15 protein-coding genes and 2 pseudogenes are annotated in these 23,450 nt (G+C 69.2%); 10 read left to right on the forward strand and 7 right to left on the reverse strand.

Annotated elements, in window-relative coordinates; genetic code table 11:
* From M2351_RS26815 to M2351_RS26835, 5 genes and pseudogenes are all read left to right on the forward strand, one after another.
* A pseudogene (locus M2351_RS26815) lies at window positions 1-213 on the forward strand (calcium-binding protein); the annotation flags it as partial.
* 187 nt (window positions 214-400) lie between these two features.
* Window positions 401-4,549, forward strand: a complete 4,149-nt coding sequence (locus tag M2351_RS26820) for a glycosyltransferase (RefSeq protein ID WP_264659111.1) — start codon at window positions 401-403, stop codon at window positions 4,547-4,549.
* Between the two features lie 20 nt (window positions 4,550-4,569).
* Window positions 4,570-5,238 carry a class I SAM-dependent methyltransferase gene (locus tag M2351_RS26825; RefSeq protein WP_264659112.1) on the forward strand — a complete coding sequence of 223 codons (669 nt, stop codon included), beginning with the start codon at window positions 4,570-4,572 and terminating at the stop codon, window positions 5,236-5,238.
* Between the two features lie 62 nt (window positions 5,239-5,300).
* Window positions 5,301-6,578, forward strand: coding sequence for a glycosyltransferase family 4 protein (locus M2351_RS26830; RefSeq protein WP_264659113.1), 1,278 nt, complete (start codon window positions 5,301-5,303; stop codon window positions 6,576-6,578).
* Entirely contained in the window at window positions 6,575-8,140 is a 1,566-nt protein-coding gene (locus tag M2351_RS26835; protein ID WP_264659114.1) for a class I SAM-dependent methyltransferase, read from the forward strand. The genes M2351_RS26830 and M2351_RS26835 overlap by 4 nt, the downstream gene beginning before the upstream one ends.
* Window positions 8,141-8,218: 78 nt before the next feature.
* Here M2351_RS26835 and M2351_RS26840 read toward each other — a convergent pair whose 3' ends face one another.
* Entirely contained in the window at window positions 8,219-8,584 is a 366-nt protein-coding gene (locus tag M2351_RS26840) for a transposase (RefSeq protein ID WP_264659115.1), read from the reverse strand.
* Here M2351_RS26840 and M2351_RS26845 point away from each other — a divergent pair.
* The gene (locus M2351_RS26845; protein ID WP_264658083.1) at window positions 8,530-9,948 is read left to right on the forward strand and encodes an IS30 family transposase; all 1,419 of its coding nucleotides are present in this window, start codon (window positions 8,530-8,532) and stop codon (window positions 9,946-9,948) included. The two genes, M2351_RS26840 and M2351_RS26845, sit on opposite strands and share 55 nt — an antisense overlap.
* Before the next feature lie 18 nt (window positions 9,949-9,966).
* On the opposite strand, the pseudogene M2351_RS26850 reads toward M2351_RS26845, so the two are convergent.
* Window positions 9,967-10,839: pseudogene (locus M2351_RS26850) on the reverse strand (RNA-guided endonuclease InsQ/TnpB family protein); the annotation flags it as partial.
* A 3-nt stretch (window positions 10,840-10,842) separates the two neighbouring features.
* Window positions 10,843-11,241, reverse strand: a complete 399-nt coding sequence (tnpA, locus tag M2351_RS26855) for an IS200/IS605 family transposase (RefSeq protein ID WP_264659116.1) — start codon at window positions 11,239-11,241, stop codon at window positions 10,843-10,845.
* Between the two features lie 182 nt (window positions 11,242-11,423).
* Here tnpA and gmhA point away from each other — a divergent pair, with 182 nt between their 5' ends.
* The 4 genes from gmhA to M2351_RS26875 all read left to right on the forward strand — a co-directional run bounded on the left by gmhA (window position 11,424) and on the right by M2351_RS26875 (window position 16,812).
* Window positions 11,424-11,996 carry a D-sedoheptulose 7-phosphate isomerase gene (gmhA, locus tag M2351_RS26860; protein WP_264659117.1) on the forward strand — a complete coding sequence of 191 codons (573 nt, stop codon included), beginning with the start codon at window positions 11,424-11,426 and terminating at the stop codon, window positions 11,994-11,996.
* A 474-nt stretch (window positions 11,997-12,470) separates the two neighbouring features.
* A complete protein-coding gene (locus M2351_RS26865; protein ID WP_264659118.1) occupies window positions 12,471-14,162 on the forward strand; it encodes a M10 family metallopeptidase in 1,692 nt (563 codons plus the stop codon).
* A gap of 102 nt (window positions 14,163-14,264) precedes the next feature.
* Entirely contained in the window at window positions 14,265-15,941 is a 1,677-nt protein-coding gene (locus M2351_RS26870) for a glycosyltransferase family 4 protein (RefSeq protein WP_264659119.1), read from the forward strand.
* A 28-nt stretch (window positions 15,942-15,969) separates the two neighbouring features.
* Window positions 15,970-16,812 (forward strand): GNAT family N-acetyltransferase, encoded by an 843-nt coding sequence (locus M2351_RS26875; RefSeq protein WP_264659120.1) that lies wholly within the window; start codon window positions 15,970-15,972, stop codon window positions 16,810-16,812.
* Between the two features lie 16 nt (window positions 16,813-16,828).
* On the opposite strand, the gene M2351_RS26880 is transcribed toward M2351_RS26875, so the two are convergent.
* The 4 genes from M2351_RS26880 to fcl all read right to left on the reverse strand — a co-directional run bounded on the left by M2351_RS26880 (window position 16,829) and on the right by fcl (window position 23,422).
* Window positions 16,829-18,544, reverse strand: coding sequence for an SEL1-like repeat protein (locus M2351_RS26880; protein ID WP_264659121.1), 1,716 nt, complete (start codon window positions 18,542-18,544; stop codon window positions 16,829-16,831).
* A gap of 102 nt (window positions 18,545-18,646) precedes the next feature.
* Complete coding sequence (locus M2351_RS26885) at window positions 18,647-20,005, reverse strand: HlyD family type I secretion periplasmic adaptor subunit (protein ID WP_264659122.1); 1,359 nt, start codon at window positions 20,003-20,005, stop codon at window positions 18,647-18,649.
* Window positions 19,968-22,205 (reverse strand): peptidase domain-containing ABC transporter, encoded by a 2,238-nt coding sequence (locus M2351_RS26890; RefSeq protein WP_264659123.1) that lies wholly within the window; start codon window positions 22,203-22,205, stop codon window positions 19,968-19,970. The genes M2351_RS26885 and M2351_RS26890 overlap by 38 nt, the downstream gene beginning before the upstream one ends.
* Window positions 22,206-22,450: 245 nt before the next feature.
* Entirely contained in the window at window positions 22,451-23,422 is a 972-nt protein-coding gene (fcl, locus tag M2351_RS26895) for a GDP-L-fucose synthase (protein WP_319801927.1), read from the reverse strand.
* Window positions 23,423-23,450: the final 28 nt, after the last annotated feature.

The raw sequence follows: 23,450 nt of genomic DNA on the forward strand, positions 1-23,450 counted from the left end.
TTCAGCACCGTTTTCGGCGGCGGCAAGCACGTCATCGGTGACTTCAAGTCCGGCACCGACCTCATCGCGGTCCAGGGCTACGGCCTCACCGCGGCCCAGGCGGCGGCGAAGGTCACGGTGTCGGGCGGCAGCTCGGTCATCTCCCTGTCGGATGGCACGCAGATCACGGTTGCCGGCGTCACCAACCTGACCTCCAGCAACTTCGCTGTCTGATCAGGCAGCCCCTGCAACACCCGGATAGACCTGCCGAGCGATCGGCAGGTCTATTTTTATGCCGTGCATTTCCCTCGGGCTTCTCCATCATGGGGCGCCCCGAGGGGGCACGGCAGGCGCAGCCCGCCGACACGACCCGGCTGCCCGGCCACGGCCCATCCCGTGCCCGTAAGGGTGATCCGCACGCATGAGTTCCTCGAAAAAGCCGAAACCCGATCCGGGACCTCTGGAGCGCGCCATCGCCGACGGCCGCTGGGCTGAGGCGGAGCGCGAAGCCCGCGCCCTGCTGCGCGATGACCGCAGCCACATACACGGCGCCACTGGCCTGGCCCGCTGCGCCGTCGCCCGCGGCGACCTCGACGAGGCCCTGCGCTGGGCCGAACGCAGCGCCCGCTTCGCACCCAATGACATCGCGCTCAAAGCCTTTTTCGGCGCCCTGCTAATCGCGGCGGACCGCCCCGGTGACGTGCCACCCCTGCTGGAGACGATGGCCGAGCGGGCGGCCACCCCGACCGCGTCGATCGTGCTCGGCCAGGCTCTGGGGCGGCTCGGCGCGATGGACCGCTTCGTCCCGCTCGTCGAACAGCTGCTGCACCGTTTCCCCGTGGGTGTGGCGCCGCTGCTGGCGGACCTCGCCGACCACGCCTTGCGGTCCGGCGACGCCACGGGATGGGCATCGGCCGACCTCGGCCTACGAATCGTCGGCGCCCTGCGCCCGGACCGGGTCCGGGCGGACAGCATCCTGCACGTGGAGTCCGGCCGAGGGGCCCTCCTCGCCCTCGACGGCCCGTCCTTTCTGCACCGCTACGGCCAGCCCGACCCGGCGGCCGGCATCGTCCGCTTCGCCCTGCCCCTGGGACCGGAGGTGGAAAGCGAGACTCTGTCCGTCACGCTGGACGGCCGCCCTTTGCTCGGCACGCCGCTGCACCCGCGCCGTCACGCCGCTGTCGAGGGCAGCGCCGTCATCGAGGGTATCGTGGACGGGGGCTCGCGCCTGTCCGGCTGGGCTTGGTGCCCGGGCGACCCGCCGCAGCGGGTGACGGTGCGGGTCAGCGACTCCGCCGGCCGCTCTGTCACGCTGGCCACCGATCAACCCATGGAGGCCGCCCAGGCCTTCGGGATCGAGGACGGCGACTATGCCTTCGCGTTCGACCTGGACGGCAGCGGGTTCGAACCCGGCCCCCTGTGGGTGACCGCCGGACCGGGGGACGTGCCGCTCGCCGGCAGCCCTCTGCCCTGGCCCGGGCCGGGCCGTCCAGAGCGCCGGACAACACCGGTCGAGCCCCCGCCGGCCCGTCGGCCGGAACAGAGGATTCCTTCCCCCGTCGTGGACGTCATCGTCCCGGTCTACCGCGGCCGGGAGGAAACGCTGGCCTGCCTGCGCTCGGTCTTCGCGGCCGCGCGGGAGGACCGCACGCCACATGAGATCATCGTCATCGACGACGCCGGCCCGGAGCCGGAGCTGGCCCGCGACCTCGCGGCGCTTGCCGCCGAGGGGCGCATCACCCTGCTGCGCAACGAACGCAACCGCGGCTTCCCGGCGACGGTCAACCGGGGCCTCAGCCTGAACCCGGACCGTGACGTGGTCCTGCTGAACGCCGACACTCTGGTCGCCGGGGACTGGCTGGCCCGCCTGCGCGCCGCCGCCCACAGTTCGCACGACGCCGGCACGGTCACGCCCCTGTCCAACGACGCCACCATCCTCAGCTACCCCTCCGGCAACGCCCGCTCGCTCGCCCCGACCCTCGACGAGACCGCGCGTCTCGACCGGACGGCCCGCGCGGTGAACGCCGGCGGCCGAGTCGACCTGCCGGTGGCCGTCGGCTTTTGCATGTACATCCGCCGCGACTGCCTGGAGGAAACCGGCCCCTTCGAGGAACGCCTGTTCGGCCGCGGCTACGGCGAGGAGAACGACTTCTGCCTGCGCGCGCGCCGCTTGGGCTGGCGCCACCTGGGAGCGGCCGACGTCTTCGTCGCCCATGTCGGCGGCCGGTCCTTCGGCCGGCAGAAGGCCATCCTGGCCGCGCGCAACGGCCGCCTGCTGGAACGGCTGCACCCCGGCTACGACGCGCTGGTGCAGGATTTCATCGCCGCCGACCCGCTGCTGGCGGCACGGCGGCGACTGGATCTCTCCCGTTGGATGGCCAGTGAACCGGAGCCGCGCCCTCCGGCCCTCCTGCTGGTTACGCTATCCGGCCGGGGCGGCGTCGCGCGCTTCGTCGCCGAGCGCATCGCGACATTGCGCGCGGAGGGCTGGCGCGTCCTGCGCCTTACCCCGGAGACCGGCGAGGATCCGGACGCCCCGCCCGACGACGAGGACGATGAGGACGGCGGCGACAAGGACGGTCAGACCGGCGCCGCGGCGGAACCGCCGGAGCGGCGCTGCCGGATCGAGGTGGCGGACCGGCCCGAGCTGCGCGACCTGGTGTTCCGCACGCGGGCCGAGTTCGACGAGCTGGTCGCGGTGCTGCGGCAAGCCGGGACGGCGGCGGTGGAGATCCACCACACGCTCGGCCACGATCCCGCTGTGCTCGACCTAGCGGGGCGGCTCGGCGTGCCCTATGACGTCACCGTCCACGACTACGGGCTGATCTGCCCGCGCGTGAATCTGGTAGACGGGGCAGGACGCTATTGCGGAGAGCCGGACCTGGCCGCCTGCGAGCGCTGCACCGCCGACCCGGACGACCGCGCCGACCCGGACCTGACGGTGACTGCGCTGCGTCGGCGCACACGCGCCTTGGTCGCCGGCGCCCGCCGAGTGACGGCCCCGACGCAGGACGTGGCCGCCCGCCTGGCCCGCCACACGGACCCGCGCCCCATCGACGTCCGGCCCTGGGAAGCGGTAGAGCCACCCCGTCAACCCCGGCCGACGCGCCTGCCGGGACGCTGCTGGCGCGTCTGCATCATTGGCGCCGTCGGCATCCAGAAGGGCTACGAGGTCCTGCTCGCCTGCGCGCGGGACGCCGCCGCGCGCGACCTGCCGCTGGAGTTCGTGGTCGTCGGCTTCAGCGAAGAGGATCCACCGCTCTTCGAGACCGGGCGCATCTTCGTGACCGGCCGTTTTGCGGAAGATGAAGCCGTCGACTTGGTGCGGGCGCAGCAGGCCCATCTCGCCTTCCTGCCCTCCATCTCGCCGGAGACTTGGTGCTACGCGCTGTCCACCGCTTGGCGCGCCGGACTGGAGGTCGCCGCCTTCGACCTGGGCGCGCTGGGCGAGCGGATCCGCCGTGCGGGTGGCGGTCATCTGCTGCCATCCGAACTTGAGCCTGCGACAATCAACGACACGCTCCTGGGTATCCTTGACGCTCACACAGTGCATAGCGTAGCAATCGAAAGGCCTACTTCCTTTCGGCCTGATTACAGGCCTTCCGGTCCGATGACGGATTTGGAAGCGCCTGTTCACGATTTTTCAACCTTTCACGCCCGCGGGGGGTCGTCGATGATCGGTAGCGTTGCGTCCGCAGAAGCCACTCAGTCCAGCCAAATCAAGGCCACGGCGCAGACCCTGCCTCTGGCGCCCGGCTTCTATTCCCTCATGGTCACCGCTGGCGGTGCTACCGCGGCGCCGGGCGAGTTCCCGCTGCCGAGCGTGCAGCTGGCCGCCGCGCCCAACAGCCCGGCCGGCGTCACCGTTGAGATGATGTCCAGCGTCCCGGGCAACTGGCTGGCCAAGCCGGGCGACACGATCATCATCAAGGTCGCGGGCGGTACCGCCAACGTGATTCTCAGCTCCTACAAGCACATCGACCGGACGAACGCGCTGCTGTCGCTCCAGTTCGCTCGCATCGACGATGTGCCGGCCGGAGCCGCCCAGCCGTCGGTCGCGGCCCCCGTTGTTGGAGTTCCCGTCGCCGCTCCCGTGGCTATGGCCCCCGCACCGGCCGCCGCCGTCCGTGCGCCGCGCGCGGAGCTCCTGGCCCACGTCCAGCGCCAGGGCGACCTGCGCTTTGCGGATTCCAACTGGGCCGGCGCCGTCGGGCAGCGTCTGTGGATCGAGGCGTTCTCCATCACTCCAGTGGAAGGCCTGTCGCCCGAGGACATCGAGTACAAAGGCCTGACCGCCAACGGCTGGGAAACCCCTTGGATCACCGGCGGCAACATGTGTGGTAGCCGCGGCCTCGGCACGCCGCTGATCGGCTTCTCGATCCGCCTGCGCGGCGCGGCGGCCGAGCGGTTCGACTGCGTCTACGAGGGCGCTTTCGTCAGCGGGTACCGCTCGCCCGCGGGGCAGAACGGCAGCCCCTGCCGGTCGGATGCCATTGGTGATCCGCTGGAAGGCATCCTGCTGCGCCTGGTCGAGAAGCAGGGCGCCTTCGCCCAGCCGCGCTCCTTCTGATCCAGGACGGATCCAGGCCGATGCCCCAGCCTTCCGCGGACCTGACCGGCCTGGAAGCCGCCGGACGGCCGGCGGCGCCCATGCCCCCTCGCAGGACTGTGCTCAACGTCGGGTGCGGTCCGCGGACCATCACCGTCATCGGCACGGTCTTCCCAGCGGAGGAGTGGCAGGAGCTGCGGCTCGACATCGACCCGGCGGCCAGGCCCGACATTGTCGCGTCGATGACCGACATGCCTGCCGTCCCCGACGGGTCGGTGGACGCCGTGTGGTCGTCACACAACTTGGAGCACCTCGACCCGCACGAGGTGCCGCGGGCGCTGCGGGAGTTCCTGCGTGTGCTGCGGCCGGGCGGCCATCTCCTGCTGGCCGTACCCGATATCCAGACGGTGGCGAAGCTGGTGGCAGAGGACCGGGTCGACGAGCCGCTTTACCAGTCCGGCGTCGGCCCGATCTACCCTCTGGACGTCCTCTACGGCTTTGGGCCGGCGCTTGCCGCCGGCAACCGCTTCATGGCCCACCGCACCGGCTTCACGCCGCGGATGCTAGGAGCGCTGCTGCAGGAGGCGGGCTTCAAACCCGCCGCGATCTGGCGCCGGGCCGAAGCGTACGAGCTGCAGGTCAGAGCATACCGGCCGCCGGCGCCCGCCAACGCCCTGGACGGAATCGCCCGGGAATTCCCCACGGCCTGACGGGCCGCTGACAAACGACGACACGGCCCGCAGCGGGCCCCCTGCGGAAGCGACGACGCGCAATGAATTACCTTTTCGTCCATCAGAACTTCCCGGGCCAGTACCAGCACATCGTCCAGCATCTGGCGGCGCAGCCCGACAACCGCGTGGTCTTCATCTCGCACGACAACCCCGTCCAGATCCCCGGGGTGGAGCGCGCGACCTACCAGCCCTTCCGCACAGCGCGGCCGTCGACCCACCACTATCTCCAGGAGCTGGAGCAGGCAGTCGTCTACGGGCAGGGCGTCTACGAGGTCTGCCGGCGCTTGAAGGCTGAGGGCTTCCGCCCCGACATCATGATCGGCCATAACGGCTGGGGCGAGACGCTGTACATGAAGGACGTCTGGCCGGACGTACCGCTGCTCGCCTACTTCGAGTTCTTCTACCACCTGACCGGGGCCGACATCGGATTCGACCCGTCGCTGCCGGTCAACCTGAACGACGGCCCGCGGGTGCGGACCAAGAACGCGATCAACACGCTGGGCTTTGACGCTGCCGACTGGGGCCACACCCCGACCGGCTGGCAGTGGTCGCTCTACCCCGACTACATGCGCTCCCGCATCAGCGTCGTCCACGAAGGCGTGGACACCACCATCGTACGGCCGGAGCCGGACGCCTGGCTGCGCCTGCCCTCGGGCCTGACGCTGACGCGCAAGGACGAGGTGATTACCTACGTCGCCCGCAACCTGGAGCCCTACCGCGGCTTCCACGTCTTCATGCGCGCCCTGCCGGACATCCTGAAGCGACGCCCCAAGGCCCATGTGCTGGTCGTCGGCGGCGACGAGGTCAGCTACGGCCAGGCGGCCCCCGGCGGCCGGCCCTTCCGCGACATCATGCTGGACGAGGTCGGGGCGGGTATCGACCGGGAGCGGGTGCATTTCCTTGGCAAGGTGCCCTACTCCAGCTTCCTGACGATCCTGCGGATCTCCTCGGCCCACATCTATCTCACCTACCCCTTCGTGCTGTCCTGGTCCTTCCTAGAGGCGATGGCGGCCGGCTGCCTGGTCATTGGCTCCTCGACCATCCCGGTCGAGGAGGTGCTGCGCGATCGGCAGAACGGGCTGCTGGTCGACTTCTTCGATGGCGCCGGGCTGACTGACCGCATCGACGAGGTGTTCGAGCATCCCAACCGCATGCAGGCGCTGCGCGACCGGGCGCGACAGACGGCAGTGGAGAACTACGACCTGCGCACCGTCACCCTGCCCCGCTTCCTCGCCCTGACCGACGACCTGATCGCCGGCCGGACGCCGGCCCAGGGAACGTTGGCGAACGAAAGACTTGTCGAAAGGACCCCGGCATGAGCGCGTGGAGCGACGGCTACAACGCCGACATCGCCTACACCCACGGTGCCTACCGGGAATTGGCTCCCGGCTATCTCTCCTACGTCTGTCTGCTGAAGGGCATCCGGCCGCCGCGCACCGACCGGCCTTTCCGCTATTGCGAGCTGGGTTGCGGCCAGGGGATGACCCTGAACATCCTGGCCGCGACGCACCCGCAGGGGCGCTTCACCGGCATCGACTTCAATCCGCTGCACATCGCGGGCGCCCGCCGGCTGGCCGAGGAGGCAGAGCTTCCCAACGTCGCCTTCCACGAGCGCAGCTTTCAGCAGGTCGCTGCGGACGGGTTGCCCGCCGAGGACGCCGGGGACGGGTTCGACATCATCGCCCTGCACGGCGTCTACAGCTGGATCAGTCCGGAGAACCGCCGGGCGGTCGTGGACATCCTGGAACGGATGCTGAAGCCGGGCGGGCTGGTCTACCTCAGTTACAACAGCCAGCCGGGCTGGGCGCCGCTGATGCCCTTGCAGAAGCTGATCCTGGCCCACGCGGCGGCCAACCCGGCGCGCAGCGATCGCCAGTTCGACGCGGCGCTGGGCTTCCTCCACCGGCTGAACGAGGCCGGTGCCGGCTATTTCGCGGTGAACAGCGCGGCCGGGCAGCATCTCGGCATGATGGCGACGCAGGACCGCCGCTATCTGAGCCACGAATACCTGAACACCCATTGGGAGCCGCTGGGCCACGCCCAGGTGGCGAAGGATCTGGCGCGGGCCAAGCTCGGCTACGCCGGCTCGGCGACCATCCCGCAGAATTTCGACGACCTCGCGGTGCGCGCGGAGCTGCGCCCTATCCTGACGGAGATCGCCGACCCCACGCTGGCCGAGACGGTGCGCGACTTCGCGGTGAACCAGGTGTTCCGCCGCGACGTCTTCGTGCGCGGTCCGGAAACGATGCCCCAGGCGGAGGCGGAAGCAGAGATGAGGCGGCTGCGCTTCACCCTGCTGGTCCCGCGCGAGGACGCCAGCTTGGCCGTCCCGGTTCCACTGGGCGAGTTGCGCCACGATCCGGGGCTCGGCCTGCCGATCCTCGACGCGCTCGCCGCCGGCGCACCGAGCTTGGGCGAGATCGCCGCGATGCCGGAGATGGCCCGGCATGACTTCGGCACGCTATCGCGCTTCCTGGCATTGCTGGTGGCCTCCAACCAGGCGCACCCCCTGGTGGACTCGTCGGAGGAGGGCCGCGCGGCGACCGGCCGGCTGAACCGGGCCGTGGCCAGGCGCATGGAACTCGATGAATCGCTGTTCTATCTGGCCGCACCAGCCATCGGGCAGGGTGTGGCGGCGGACTCGTTGGATCGCCTCGTCCTGGCCGGCTTGCTGACCGGCGACCGGAACGGGCAGCCGACGGACGCTCAGGCGCTCAGCGGTTTTGTAGCGAAGGCGCTCACGGGATTTGGGCGGTCCGTGCTGGCCGAGGACGGCAGCCCGGTCACCGACTTTGCGGCCATGCGGGACCGGCTCGCCGTGGTGTTGCCGGACCTGCTGGACCGGAAGCTGCCCGCGTGGCGGCGCACCGGAATTCTTTGACCCCGGGGCTGTCGGAAGGGACTTCAGAAGAGCACGGTGACAACTCCGCCCGCTGAAGCAGGCGGCTTCTCGGTCAAGCTATGCGGCAACCCGCTGGCTTGGCGACCGAAGGCCGTGTCCCGGCCCCTTTCCGTGGACTGCCCGATGCAGAATGACCTTCGCCGCCGCCACATCCCGATCCAGCACGCAGCCGCAGTCACAGCGGTGCGTGCGGTTGGACAGCGTTTTGGCAACGACGGCCCCGCAGTCCGGGCAGGTTTGCGAGGTTCCGCGCGGATCGACGGCGACCAGCATCGTACCGGCGCTTTCAGCCTTGTACGCGATGAACGGCCGAAGTTGGCCCGGCGGATTCAAGCGGTCGTCGCAACAGCCTGCCGAAGGAGGCTGCGATGAAGATATGGAAGCGGCAATCGGATCGATCTGGACGAGCTCCTCTGCGGTCACCTGGCCGGCCTCCCTCAGCACAGCGTGAGGATCGTCGGCAGTTCTGGTCGGCGATTGCAACGGGACAATCGAGCGAGGATGCGGCATCCATAGCAGGCGTGTCGCCCGCGGTGGGGGGACGTTGGTTCCGAGAGGCCGGGGGTATGCCACCAGCGAAGTTTGCGTCATCGGCGAAGCCGCCGTCGGGACGGTACTTGCAGTTTGCGGAGCGGGAGGAGATCGCGCTGCGGCGGGCCCAGGGGCTCGGCGTGCGGGAGATCGCTCGCCAGCTGGGGCGGGCGGCCTCGACCATTTCCCGCGAGCTGCGGCGCAATGCCGCCACTCGCTCGGGCGGGTTGGAGTATCGGGCAACGACCGCGCAGTGGCACGCCGACCGCTCGGCGCGCCGGCCCAAGCCGGCCAAGCTGGTGGTCAATCCGGTTCTGCGCGCCTACGTGCAGGAGCGTCTGGCCGGCACGGTGGTTGCTCCGAACGGAGCGGCGATCCCCGGACCGGCCGTGGCCTGGAAGGCTCGCCGACACGGACCTCGGCAGGACCGGCGGTGGGGCAAGGCGTGGAGCCCCGAGCAGATCGCGCGGCGCCTGCGGCTCGACTTCCCGGAGGACCCGACGATGCGCATCAGCCATGAGGCCATCTATCAGGCGCTGTTCATTCAGGGCCGCGGAGCGTTGCGCCGCGAGTTGACCGCCTGCCTGCGGACCGGGCGGACGCTGCGCGTTCCGATGGCGCGGACCCGCAAGCGGGGCAAGTCCTTCATCACCCCGGAAGTCATGATCAGCCAACGCCCGGCGGAGGTGGCGGACCGGGCGGTGCCGGGGCACTGGGAGGGGGATCTCATCATCGGCTTGGGCGGGTCGGCGATCGGCACCCTTGTGGAGCGGACGACGCGGTTCACGATGCTGCTTCATCTGCCCCCGATGCCGGGGCACGCCAGCGGACCGCGTGTCAAGAACGGGCCGGCGCTGGCCGGCCATGGTGCCGAGGCCGTCCGCGACGCCATTGCGCGCACCATCGCAACCTTGCCCGCCCAGCTCCGCCGGTCGCTGACCTGGGATCAGGGGGCGGAGATGGCCCAACACGCCCATATCCGGATCGACACCGGGCTTTGCGTCTACTTCTGCGATCCGCGCAGTCCGTGGCAGCGCGGCACGAACGAGAATACCAACGGCCTGTTACGCCAGTACTTCCCCAAGGGGACCGACCTCACCGTGCATGACGCCGATACCCTGGCGGCCGTTGCCCTCGCCCTGAACACAAGACCGCGCAAAACCCTCGGCTGGAAAACTCCGGCCGAGGCGCTGGACGAACTGTTCCAATCCATCGATAAGGGAGAGCACCAAGAGGCTGTTGCGACGACCGCTTGAATCCGCCCCCCACGCGGCGTTGTGAACAGCCTTGGCGAGCATCGACCGGGCCAGACGCTCCACGCTCAGGTCTTCCAGGGCGATGACGGCGTAGCGGTCCACCAACGACCGCGAGAGCTTGTGCAGGAAGTCGCGGCGCCGGTTGGCCGTGGCCGCACTGTGGCGCGCTAAGTTCCGCCGCACCGTCGCGCGGCGCTTGGAGCTGCGTTTGCCCCGAGCGAGCGCCCGCTGAAGGCGGCGCTGTTTCCGGGCCGCACGCTTCGTCCACTGCGGCGTCTCGACCGCCTCGCCATCCAACGTGGCGATGAGCGAGGACAGGCCAACGTCAATACCGACCGACGCGCCGTCCTTGTGCGGGATTGCCGCATCGGGAAGCGTGACCTGGAAGCAGGCGAACCACTTGCCGGCGGAACGGGACAGCACGGCGGCGCCGACCGTCGCGCCGGCCGGAAGGTCGCGGTGCCACGTCACCTTGATGTCGCCCGGAATGCCAACGATGCCGAGGCGCTTGCTCTTGCGGAGGGTCAGGCCGTCGCCGACGCGGAACTCCGCGCTGTCGAACATGCTCTTGGCGCGAAAGCGCGGGAACCCGGCTTTCGCGTTGGTCTTCCGGCGACGGAAGAAGGCGGCGAACGCCTTGTCCAACCGACGCAACACCTGCTGTTCGGCGGAGTAGCTGTAGCTGGACAGCCGCTCGTCACCGGCGCGCACCGCCTTCAGTTCGGCCGCCTGATCGACATACCGCAGCGTCCTTCCTTGCCGGCGGTACGCCTCGATGCGCTGCTGGAGGCCGGCGTTGTACAGGTCGCAGAACGCGCCAAGCATCGCCTCCAGCCCGGCGACTTGCGCGCGGTTGGGGTAAAGGCGGTGCTTGTCGCTCAGGACCGGCATCGGTCACTTGCCCTTCTGGCTTTCGATGTAGCGGCGGATCGTCTCGTCCGAGACGCCTCCGACCGTTGCCGCGAAGTAGCTGCGGGACCACAGTGTCGGCAGCCGGGAGCGGAGCGCCGGGAACTCGTCACGAAGGGCTCGACTGGATTTCCCCTTCAGGCGATTGACCATCTCTGCAACGCCAAGCGTCGGATCGGCTTCAACAAAGACATGAACGTGATCCGGCCTGACGTCCAAGGCGTGGAGCGTCATACCGTACTCTTCGGCAACGTCGCAAAGAACCTCCTTCAGCCGATCATCGACCGGCGGTGTCAGGACGGAGCGGCGGTACTTCGGGCACCACACGATGTGGTACTTCAAGGAAAACACCGCTCCGGCGTTTTTGGCGTAGCGCGTTGTCATACGAAGAAGCATGCATCTGGCAGACACATAACACAAGCAGTCTTGGCCTGCGGCCAACCGCGTTTCCTCCGCCGCCTCAAGGCGGCGGTCCCCACGCGGAGGATTTGATGGCTTCGCCGGGTGCCGCCATCGTATGGTGCGGGCCAAAGGACCCGCCTTCTCGACGTTTCCAGGAAGCCTCTATGACCCATCCCGCTGCCCGCGTCCGCGACGCCCTGCTTGAGGCGTCCCGCAACTTTGCCGCCTTCGCCGAGCAGGCAGACTCCGTCGCGGCCGCGGCCGCGCTGATGATCGACGGCCTCAGGGCGGGCGGCAAGGTGCTGTTCTGCGGCAACGGCGGTTCGGCTGCTGATTCCCAGCACCTCGCAGCGGAGTTGACCGGGCGCTACCTGCGCGACCGCCCCCCGCTGGCGGCGGTGGCGCTGACGGTCGACACCTCCGCCCTGACGGCGATTGCCAACGACTACTCCTATGACGAGGTGTTCGCGCGGCAGGTGCGCGGGCTCGGCCGGGCGGGCGACGTCCTCGTCGGCATCTCGACCAGCGGCAACAGCCGCAACGTGGTTGCCGCCCTGGAGGCGGCGCGCGCCATCGGCCTGCGCACCATCGGACTGACCGGCGCCGGCGGTGGGCGGATGAAGGAACTGTGCGACGTCTGCCTGTGCGTGCCCTCCTCCGACACCCCGCGCATCCAGGAAATGCACATCGCCGCCGGCCACATGCTGTGCGAGTTGGTCGAGAACGCCTTCGTCTGACGCGGACTCGCCACCCGCCCGGGCGCAACGGCCAGGGCACCGCGAAAATCCGGGTGGAATGCCAAGCGGATGATGAATAAGGGAGACGTCCCGGCTCCGACCGGGGCGCCGCCTTCATGCGCAACTCATCCGATCCGCTGTTCCGTTTGCGCCCCAATGCCCGGCCGGTTGCGCCCACAGACAACCCGGCGCACCCCTATGGCTTTCGGAATCCGGCAGAGTTACGCCCGCAAACTGGCGCTCTTTCCAAAAGAATAGAAACCGAACCCCCTTAAACACTCCCATCTGGAGGCGAATGCTTCCGGATAGCCTTTCTCTCGAATAATTGTTCTCCTCGAATTCATTCTGAAATAAAGAGCCATCCGCTCCGCGCGGCCCATCTTTGTTTCGGAATACCGAGCGATGAGCGCAATTGATTACACGTATCCCGTATCCGGGGTTACCGCGAGCGGCAACATCACAAGCGATTCCTTGTTGTCGGGCTACAAATGGGGGACAGACGGCACCCCCGGCACGGGCGTTTCCCTGACCTATTCTTTCGGCGTGGCCGGGCTCTCCGCCTACCGCGACGGCTACGCCACGCCGGATCCCAGCAGCGCTTGGACCTTGTCCGGCGCGGCCGAGGCGGCAATCCGCCAGGCGATCGGCGCCTGGAGCACGGTGGCGAACATCAACTGCACCGAGGTCGCCGACACGGCCACCTCCTGCGGCGATCTCCGCATCGGCGGCAGCGCGTCGCCGGCAGTCGCCTACACGGTCATGCCGGGAGCCGACCTGCCCGAAGGGGGGGACGTCTGGTTCGGCACCACCTTCGCCGATCCTTCTCTGTCCTGGAGCGGCGGCTCCTACGCCTACCTCACCGCCCTGCACGAGGTCGGGCACGCGCTCGGCCTGAAGCACACGCACGAGGACGGCGGGGCCGCCTTTCCAGCGGCCCCCACGGCCATCGACAGCCAGCTCTACAGTGTGATGAGCTACAAGTCCTTCGTCGGGGCGTCGCCGACAACGGGTTATTGGCAGGACCGCTTCGCCACCACGCCGATGATCGACGACATCCAGGCGATGCAATACCTGTACGGCGCCAACATGGCGACCAACGCCGGCGACACCGTCTATTCCTGGGCGCCGGGCCAGGCGATCTTCGAGACCATCTGGGACGGCGGCGGGAACGACACCATCAGCTGGGCCAACCAGACGACCGCCGCCCAGATCGACCTGCGCCCCGGCCATTACAGCGACTTAGGACCCGCTTGGTCGTCGGGATTCCTCCTGGAGCCGAGGACGCTCGGCATCGCCTACGATTGCTGGATCGAGAACGCGGTCGGCGGAGCGGGCGACGACCTCCTGATCGGCAACGAGCGCGACAACCTCCTGGTCGGCGGCGCCGGCAACGACACGCTGACCGGCGGCGGCGGCAACGACACGCTGGACGGCGGCGACGGGATCGACATGGCCGTGTTCGAAAACCCGCCCGAGGCCTACAGCATTATGCATAACGGCGCCGGCGAGGTGACCGTCGCGAATTCGCAGGGCACGGTCACCCTGCGCAGCATCGAGCGGCTGTCCTTCGGCGACATGACACTCGCCCTCAACCCCGACGCCCAGGCCGGGACCGTGCCCACCACCTTCTACGCGGTGGCCGACGGCGCGACCGGCAAGGGCATCCTGCAGGAAGCCTCGTCCTATTCCGGTCCCCTGTCGTCCCTGCAATGGCAATGGATCGGCAGCGGCGCCGGCGAGGTGATCGCCGGCAGCGCCGGCAACGACTTTATCAACGGCCTGGGTGGCGACGACGCCATCGACGGCGGGGCCGGCGACGACGTGCTCGACGGCGGCACGGGGTCGAACTTCCTCACCGGCGGCGCGGGCAAGGACACCTTCTTCGTCGACGGCCGCACCGGGCTGCCGGTCTGGTCCACCGTGACGGACCTGGAGGCGGGCGAGACGGTCACCGTCTGGGGCTGGCAGGACGGCCGGTCGACCCTCTCCTGGGCGGAGATGAACGGGGCCGACGGCTACAAGGGCGCCACCGCCCAGATTGACATCGACGGGGACGGGCGCATCGACGCCAGCCTGACGCTGGCCGGCAAGGCGGTCGGCGCGGTCGCGGCGCTGCCTGGCACCGTGCAGGGCAACGGCTATCTCGGGCTTTGGCTGCAAGGATAACCGCGGCACGGGACATTCAGACGCGTTGCCCGGGACGGGCGGTCCCGCTACTCTCCGGCCCGCGCTCCCGCCCTCTTGCAACGTCCAGGACGTCCGCCGCCCGTGCCCAACGCCGCGATCTATTTCCACCCCGAAGGCTATGAAACCGCACGGACGGACCTGAAAGGCCGCCACGTGGCCGGCGAGTCCTTTCTCATCGGCTTCTTCCGGCATTCGGGCCTGGATCGCTTCGCCTGCCACGTCGACCAGCCGGAGCTGGCGCGCCTGTTCGCGGATCTCGCCGCCCGCCACGCGCCGGGGCGGCAGGTCGCGCTCTACCCCACGTCCGAGCCGTCGAAGCTCGCCGCGGTGGGGTGCCTGTTCGTGCCGGGGCCGAGCATCGACCATTTCGCCTGGCGCAGGCGCTCCCGCGATCAGCGTGGCTACAGCCTGTGTGGCATCACCCACACCACGTCAGAATCCCCGGACAACCTAGGCGCCTTGGCGACTGCGCCGCTGCAGCCGTGGGACGCGGTGATCTGCACCTCCCAGGCGGCGCGCGCGTCGGTGGAGGCGGTCCTGCACCCCTACGCGGAGTATCTGCGCGACCGGCTGGGCGCCGCCGAGGTGCCGCTGCCGAACCTGCCGGTGGTGCCGCTCGGCGTGGACACAGACGTCTTCCGCTTCGACCCGGCGGTACGCGCGGCGGAGCGCGCGGCGCTCGGCATCGGCGAGGGCGAGGTGGCGGTGCTGTTCATGGGCCGCCTCAGCTTCCACGCCAAGGCGCACCCGCTTCCCATGTATTTGGCGCTGGAACGCGCCGCCCGCCTGACGGGCAAGCGCATCCACCTGATCCAGGCGGGCTGGTTCGGCAACGACGCCATCGCCGCCGCCTTCACCGAAGGGGCCCGGCGCTACTGCCCCAGCGTCAACGCGATCTTCCTGGACGGTCGCAAGCCCGAGGTGCGGACCCGTGTCTGGGCCGCAGCCGACCTGTTCACCTCGCTGGTGGACAACATCCAGGAAACCTTCGGCATCACCCCGGTGGAGGCGATGGCCGCCGGCTTGCCCTGCGTCGTAACCGACTGGAACGGCTACCGCGAGACCGTGCGCCACGGCGTGGACGGTTTCCGCGTGCCCACCGTCCTGCCGCCGCCGGGCGCCGCCGCCGACTTCGCCGACCGCTACGCCGCCGGGCTGGACAACTACGACCACTACATCGGCCGCACCTCCCAGGTCACCGCCGTGGACGTGCAGGCGGCGGCCGAGGCCTACGCCCGGCTGGTTGCCGACGAGAGCCTGCGTCGCCGGATGGGCGAATCCGGGCGCGCCCGCGCCGCCCTGTTCGACTGGCGGGCGATCATCCCGCAGTACCTGGAGATCTGGCGCCAGCTGGCCGACATCCGCCGCCACGCGCAGGAGCGCGCGCCGCGCGCGCCCGGGGAGGACGGCAACCCGCTGCGCCCCGACCCGCTGCGGATGTTCCAGGCCTACCCGACGCGCGTGCTGGAACCGGGGCTCCGGCTGGTGCGCGCCGACGGCGCCACGCGGGCGGCCGTCGGCAACGCCCTGGCGGCGCTGCAGGCCGACGCGCTGAACTCCCCGGCGCGCGGCATCCTGTCGCCGGGCGCCGACCTCGTCCTGGCGCTGGACGCCCTGGACCCTCCCGGGCGCGCGGTGGGGGATCTCATCGCCCTGGTGCCGGAGGAACGCCGGCTGCTGCTGCTGCGCAGCCTCGTCCACCTGATGAAGTTTGGCCTCATCCGCACGGTCGACCCGCTCGCCGTCCGAGAGGTTTGACGTCGGGCATCCCGGAGAGCGCCTTCGCATGACAACCGACCCGGAAGGCTTCCTCGACACGGTCGGCCGCATGGTGACGGGCTGGGCCTGGTTGCCGGCGGATCCGGGCCGGCGGCTGCGCGTCGAGGTCCTGTTCGGCGCCTCCTCTATGCGGCGGGCCAAGCCGGTGGAGACACTGGCCGACCGGCACCGCTCCGACCTGGAGGCCGCCGGCAAGGGCGATGGGCGCTGCGGCTTCGCCGTGCCGGTCCCCGCAGCCTTGGCCGAGCGGGAGCATGTGGTGGACGTGCGCCTGCCGGACTTTCCCGATGTCCGGCTGCGGGGCACCCCGCGGCGGGCCATCGTCACGCTCGGCCTCGTCACCCTGCGCGCCGTCCACCCGACGGATGCGGATGTGGAACGCTTGCGCGCGTTCCTGGTCGGCATGGTCCAGCTGAACGACGGTTCCGCCGACACTGCTGTTCCCGCCGCGGCGGACCTCCGCGCTTGGCTGGCCGGAGAGGATCGCTGCTGGCTGGTCGCGGAGCGGGACGGCCACATCGTCGGGCACTGCCGGATCGACCCGGACTGGCCCGCGCGCCCCGGCTCGGGGACCCTCGCCCTCGGCATCGAGCTGCACCCGGACGTCCGCGGACTCGGGCTGGGCCGGCAGCTCATGCTGGCGGCGCACCGCTGGGCCACCGGACGCTGCGCGCGGCTGGAGCTGGCGGTCCTGCCGCACAACGCGCACGCCCTGGCACTCTACCGCGGTTTGGGCTACGTCGACCTGGGTCCGGCCGCCCTGCCCGAAACGGGAGAAATCCACCGCCGCATGGGCATAAAGCTGCCCGGGATGTGCGGGCCCGACCGGGCAGTCACTCTGGTGAGCTGAACCCGCCGGGCGGGCTTCACCCCTCCCCAGCCGCGCGGAGTTGGCTGGGAGGCTGGTCGTCGAGCGCGCCGGGCGGCTGGGCGGGCGCCACCCGCTGCAGCAGCATCTTGGCCCGCTCGTCGCCGAGGGCCGCCGCGCGCTCCAGCCAGTTGCGGGCGCGGGCGAAATCCTTCTGGTCGCTCCAATGGCCGTGCAGCTCGCCGAGCGCCGTCATGGCCGACGGCTCCTTATGCTCCGCCGCGGCGGTCAGCCAGCGGAGCGCCTCCTCGATGTTCTTTTCCACGCCCAGCCCCTGCATGCAGAAGCGGCCGAGATTGATCATGGCGCCGACATGCCCCTGCTCGGCGGCCTTGCGCGACCAGAAAGCGGCGCGGGCGTAGTCCTGCGGCACTCCGTCGCCGGCGGCGAGCATGGTGCCGAGCCGGAACTGGGCCAGCACGCTGCCCTGCTCGGCCGCCCGCTCGTACCAGGTCAGGGCGCCCGCCGGGTCGCGCGGCACGCCGAGGCCGAGGCTGTGCAGCGTGCCGATGTTGTAGACCGCGTCGCTGTTGCCCTGCTCAGCCGCGCGGCGGAACCAGTCGAGCGCCCGGTCGTAGTCGCGGGTCACCCCGCGCCCCTCGGCGTACAGCGCGCCGATGCGCAGCTGGGCCTGCGGGTCGCCCTGGCCGGCCGCCCGCTCCAACCAGCGGACCGCCTCCATCTCGTCGCGCGGCACGCCGGATCCGGCGAAATACATCTGAGCGATGATCTTCTGCGCCTCGCGGTGGCCCATCTCGGCCGCCGCCCGGTACCAGGTCGCGGCGTCGAACAGGTTGGGCTGCATCCCGGCCCCCCGGCTGTTCAGGTGGCCGAGCTGCATCATGGCCTCGGTGTCGCCCTGGACCGCCGCCTTGCGCAGCCAAGTTTCGGCGGTGTGCGGGTCGGCCGCCACGCCGATGCCCCGCGCGTGCATCAGGCCGAGCGCCCGCTGAGCGGCGGCGGCGCCGGCCTCGGCGGCGCGGTGGAAGCAGGCGAGCGCCTCGGCCTGGTCCTGCGCCACCCCTACCCCGGAGGCGTACTGGGTGCCGAGATAGTACCAGGCCATGACGTTCTTCTGCTCGGCCGCCTTGCAGAACCACTGGTGCGCGGCTTCCGGGTCGGACGTGCCCCCGTAGCCGCCGGCGAGCAGCGTCCCCAGCCCGAGCTGGGCCGCTGCATTGCCCTGTTCGGCGGCGACGCAGTACCAGCGCTTCGCCTCGGCGTAGTCGGGAGTGATCCCGAAGCCGGACGCGTGCATGTAGCCGAGCATGGCCTGCGCGCCGACGACGCCCTGTTCGGCGGCGGCACGCGCCCAGCGCAGCGCTTCCTTGTAGTCCTGCTCGATCTTCAGGCCGTTGGGGAAGAGGACCGACAGGGCCTCGTCGGTCGGCGTGATGCCCTTCGGCGCGTCGCAACCGTAATAATAGATTTCGGCTAGCCGCGCCTGCGCGTCGCCATGGCCGTTCTCGGCCGCCTGTCGGTACCAGCCGACCGCGTCGACCGCGTTGCGCACCACGCCCTTGCCTTGGTCGTACAGGCGGCCGATCTGGTACTGGGCACCGGCATGGCCGGCGCGCGCCGCCGAAAGCCAGGATTCCAGGGCCGCCTTGTGGTCCTCGCGCTCGTGCGCCTTCAAGCCCCTGGCGTACTCGTCGTCCGGCGAAGCGGCGCCGAACAGCCGCCCGGCTGCCTTGATGAGCTTGCGCATCGGCATCAACACCCTTTCCTTAACTCTTGCCGGAACCAGCCAACCAGCGGCCTTCGGGGAAGCACCGGACCACGTCCTCCGGTCCGGTGTCGGAACCCCGCCGGCGTCTTACGGTTCGCGCATGCCTTCCGAACCATTCCTCAAGGCCCCTTCGACCAGATAGGCCATGATGGTCCTTTCGCCGACCACGATGTCGGCCGTCAGCGGCATGCCGGGAACCAACCGGAAATCGCTCGGCACATCCCGCAGCTTCACGTCGGTCATCTGGATCCGCGCCCGGAAGAAGGGACGCTGCGCCTGGGTCTGGTCCTCGCGCTTGGTGAAGGAATCCTCGCTGATCGTCTTCACCACGCCCTTCGCCATTCCGTGCTCGACGAAACGGTAGGCGTCGAACTTGATCTGCACTTGGTCGCCCGGCTTGACGAAGCCCTGATCGATGCCGGCGATCTCCGCCTCCACTTCCAGCGTCGCGTTCAGCGGCATCAGAGTGTAGATCGGCTGGGCCTGCTCGACCACCGAACCGACGGAGTACTTCCCGACTTCCAGGACCACGGCGTCATCCACAGCGCGCAGCTCGACCAGATCCCGGCGCTTCTGAGCCTTGGCCAGCTCTTCGCGGGCGCGCTCCAGGTCGATCTGCCGGGTCGACAGATCGGTCAGCAGCGTGCTGCGCCATTGCTGGATGTAGACCTCGCGTTCGGCGCGCAGCGCCTCCAGGTCGTGGGTGGCGGTGCGGATGGTGTTCTCGCTGTTGCCGAGGTTGCGCTCGGTCTCCACGCGGGTGTCGCTGGCGATGAGCGAGTTGAGGCGGCTGCCGGTCTGGTTCTTCTCCAGCGTCTGCCGCATCGTCTCGATCTCGCCGACGATCTTCAGGCGCGAGCGGTAATGCTCGGCGTCCGTCTGGTTGCTCTTGATCGTCGCCTGGAGGGTGGCCATGCGCTGCTCGAAGTTCGCCAGCTTGGCCGTGTACTCCGCCTGGCGGTAGCGCCAGATCGATTCCTGCAGCAGCCGGTCCGGATCGTTGCCGCCGGCCGCAAAGGCCTCGTTCCGGGACTCCGCCTGCATGCGGGCGATCTCGGCCGTCAGCTTGCCGACCTGTCGCCCGAGTTGGGCGACGTCGGCCGACGAGAAGGTCGGGTCGAGCGTCGCCAGAACCTGCCCGCGGCGCACGGTGTCACCCGCCCGCACGTTCATGTTGCGGATGATCGAGATCTCCAGCGGCTGCACGACGATGGTGGGCGACTGGGACACCACACGTCCCGTCGTGCTCACCACCCGGTCGAGCTTGGTCACCGAGGCCAGCACGATGAACAGGGCCAGCATGCCCGCCAGGGTCCAGACGACGGCCCGCGCCAGGACGGGCTCGGGCTGGCCGGTGATCTCCGCGGTTTCGCCCTGGAAATCGTTGATGGCCTGCTCGGCGGCCTGATCAGGTGTTTGCTGCCGGCGTAAGAGGAGCGCGCTCATGAGTGCTTCCCGGGGAAAGGTGGCGGTTCTGCTGGAACCAGAGATGCCGATAGACGTCGCAACGCTGGAGCAGCTCGTCATGCTTGCCCATGTCGTAGAGCTTGCCGCGTTCCATCACGATGATCTGGTCGCAGTTCACCAGCGAGGCGAGGCGGTGGGAAATGACGATCATCGTCCGGCCCTGGGCGATGCGCGTCAGGTTGTTGTTGATGATGGCTTCGCTGTCGGGGTCGAGCGCGCTGGTCGCCTCGTCCAGGATCAGGACGCTGGGATCGACCAGCAGGGCGCGGGCGATGGCGATGCGCTGACGCTGGCCGCCCGACAGGTTGGCCGAGCCTTCCTCGATCATCGTCTCGTAGCCGCGCGGCAGGCGCTCGATGAATTCCTCGGCACCCGCGAGCCGGGCCGCCCGCATCACCTCCTCCAGGGAGGCGCTGCGGTTGGCCGCCATGATGTTCTCGCGGATGGTGCCGTTGAACAGGAAGTTATCCTGCAGCACGACGCCCAGGTTGGAGCGCAGGTGGCTGAGGTCGATCTCGCGCAGGTCGACGCCGTCGATCTTGATCAGGCCCTCGTAGTTCTGATGGAGGCCCTGCAGCACGCGCGTGACGGTGGTCTTGCCCGAGCCGGACCGCCCCATGATGCCGATGACGTTGCCGGCCTTAATGGAGAAGGAGATGTTGTCGAGCGCCGGGTTCTGCGAGCCCGAATAGCGGAAACGCACCTCGTTGAAGGCGATGTCGCCCTTGATCTCCGGGCGCACGCCGTGGCGGCCCAGCCCCTGCTCCGGCGCCTGGTTGACCACGGAGGCCACCTGCGCGACGGCGCCGCGGACTTCCTGGAACTGCTGCATCAGGGCGGCGATCTGGACGAAGGGCGCCGTCGCGCGGCTGGCGATCATGCTGAAGGCGACCAGCATGCCGCTGTAGGCGGACCCGCCATCGCTCAGAGCGAGGTAGGCGCCGACCACCAGGGTGCCGGCGTAGATCGACTTCTCCAACGGCTGCAGGATGGTCTGCGGCTGGTTGGACAGGTGCTGCATGGCGGTGTTGGCCCGCACGGCGTCGGCCACGCGGATGTCCCAGTCAAGCCGCTTGCGCCCTTCGAGCGCCAGCGACTTGACCGTGCGGGCGCCGTGCAGGACCTCAATGAGGAAGGACCCCTTGCGCTGCTCCGCCGCGACGACCTTGCCGTAAGCCCGCGACAGCGGGCCGATGTAGACGGCCACCACCACGCACATCAGCAGGGCCACGCCCAGCACCAGGAAGGCGAGGATCGGGCTCATCACGAACATCGCCGGGATCAGCACGACGAGCGTCATGCTGTCGAGCACGGTCCCGAACAGCTGGCCGGTCAGGAAACCGCGGATGCGCCAGACTTCGTTGATCTTGTGGGCGATCACGCCGGTCGGCGTGCGTTCGAAGAAGTCGATCGGCAGGCCGATCATGCGATCGAAGATGTAGGTGTTGATCCGCGCATCCACCTTCGCCGTGCCGACCGCGACCAGATAGCGCCGCAGATAGCCGAAGATGGTGTCGAACAGCAGGAAGAACCCGATGGCCCCGATCAGCACGTAAAGCGTGGACAGGCGCTGGTGGACGAGCACGCGGTCCAGGATGATCATGTAGACCATCGGCGGGACCAGGGCGAACAGGCTGAGGATGAGGGCGGAGACGCCGACGTCGCGGAAGATCCGCTTCTCGCGCAGGATCTGCCCCACTACCCAGCCGAAGCCGAACGGCCGCTCCTCGTCGTTGACGCGGTAGCGCCGCTTGACGAAGATCGCCTCACCGTCCCAGACGGAGGTAAGGCGCAGTTCGTCCACGGCGATGCAAGCCTGGTCGGGGCTCAGCGGATCCTGCAGCATCGCGGCGGGCGCCCCGCCGTCTTGGCGGAAGGCGACCAGCACCATGGTGCTTCCGTCGCGCAGGCGGATCAGGAGCGGCAGGGCCTTGCCCATGCGCGACAGATGCTTCCAGCGCAGCTTCGCCGACCGGGCGGTCAGGCCGTTGTCGTCGGCGATCTTCAGGAGCAGGCTTACCGGTGGCTCGCCGGACTCAACGGCATAGTCACGCTTCAGCTGCTCGACCGAAAGATGAAGCCCATGGTGGCGCGCAACAACGGCAAGCGCATGGAGGCTGGTGGTCCGTGCGGCCTCGGCAGAGGCATTTTGCGGATCTGTGGCGGTCTTGCTCTGCATCTGGCCCCTGTGTTCCAGTCGCTCTTCCGGTGGCGTCCCAATGGCGCGACTGTACGTTACTACCTTCATCGGACACAAGCGCCACGCCGGGGAGCCTCAATTTGGGCGAGCTTTAAAAGGTCATTGGAGCGACGGTATCAGTTGTGACGTATTGTGGGTACTCCGAAAAAATAACCCTTCCCGAGGCCGCCACGCGGCAGGCGTGCGCCAGCGGCCTGGCGCCCGGGCCCATGCACCCGGAAGGGTTACCCCAGGCCGCGCAAGGAGCCGGAACCCAGCTTGTCCACATACCAGCGGTAGGTCCGCGCGAACCCCTCGCGCAGCGGGGTCTGCGCGGTCCATCCCATGGCGGCGAGCCGGCTGTTGTCCATGATCTTGCGCGGCGTCCCATTGGGTTTGGAGGTGTCGAAGCGGAATCCGCCCCGGTAGCCGATCACGCCGGCCAGCAGCTCGGCAAGGTTGCGGATGGAGATCTCATGGCCGGAGCCGAGGTTGACGTGGGGCTCGCCCGAATAGGCCTTCGCCAGGAAGACCAGCCCGTCCGCCAGATCGTCGACGAACAGGAACTCACGCAGCGGGCTGCCGTCGCCCCACAGTTCAACGCTGTCGGTCCCCTCCTCCTTGGCCCGGTGGATCCGGACCATCAGCGCGGCGGCGACATGCCCCTGCTGGACGTCGAAGTTGTCGCCATAGCCGTAGAGGTTGGTCGGCATCGCTGCGATGAAGTCGCAGCCGTACTGCCGGCGGTAGGCCTGGCACATCTTGATGCCGGCGATCTTGGCGACGGCGTACCACTCGTTGGTCGGTTCCAGCGGGCCGGTCAACAGCGCCTCCTCGCGCATCGGCTGCGGCGCCAGCCGCGGGTAGATGCAGGAGGAGCCCAGGAACACCAGCTTGTGCACGCCCACGCGGTGGGCGGCGTGGATGACGTTGGTCTCGATCGCCAGGTTCTCGTACAGGAATTCGGCCGGGCGGCTGTTGTTGGCGTGGATGCCGCCGACCAACGCCGCGGCGAGGAACACGACGTCCGGCCGGGCCTCGGCCATCCAGTCCTCCACCTCCGCCTGCCGGCGCAGGTCGACGCTCTCGCGGCCGACCGTGAGGATCTCGCACGGCTCCCGTTCGAGCCGGCGGACAATCGCCGATCCCGCCATGCCGCGGTGTCCTGCGACCCAAACGCGCTTGCCGTCCAAGGAAAATGCCGTCTCGGCCGTCATGCGTCCCTCCACTACCATCGCGCCAGGA

Origin of the sequence: Azospirillum canadense (assembly GCF_025961225.1) — a bacterium.
GTDB lineage: Bacteria > Pseudomonadota > Alphaproteobacteria > Azospirillales > Azospirillaceae > Azospirillum > Azospirillum canadense.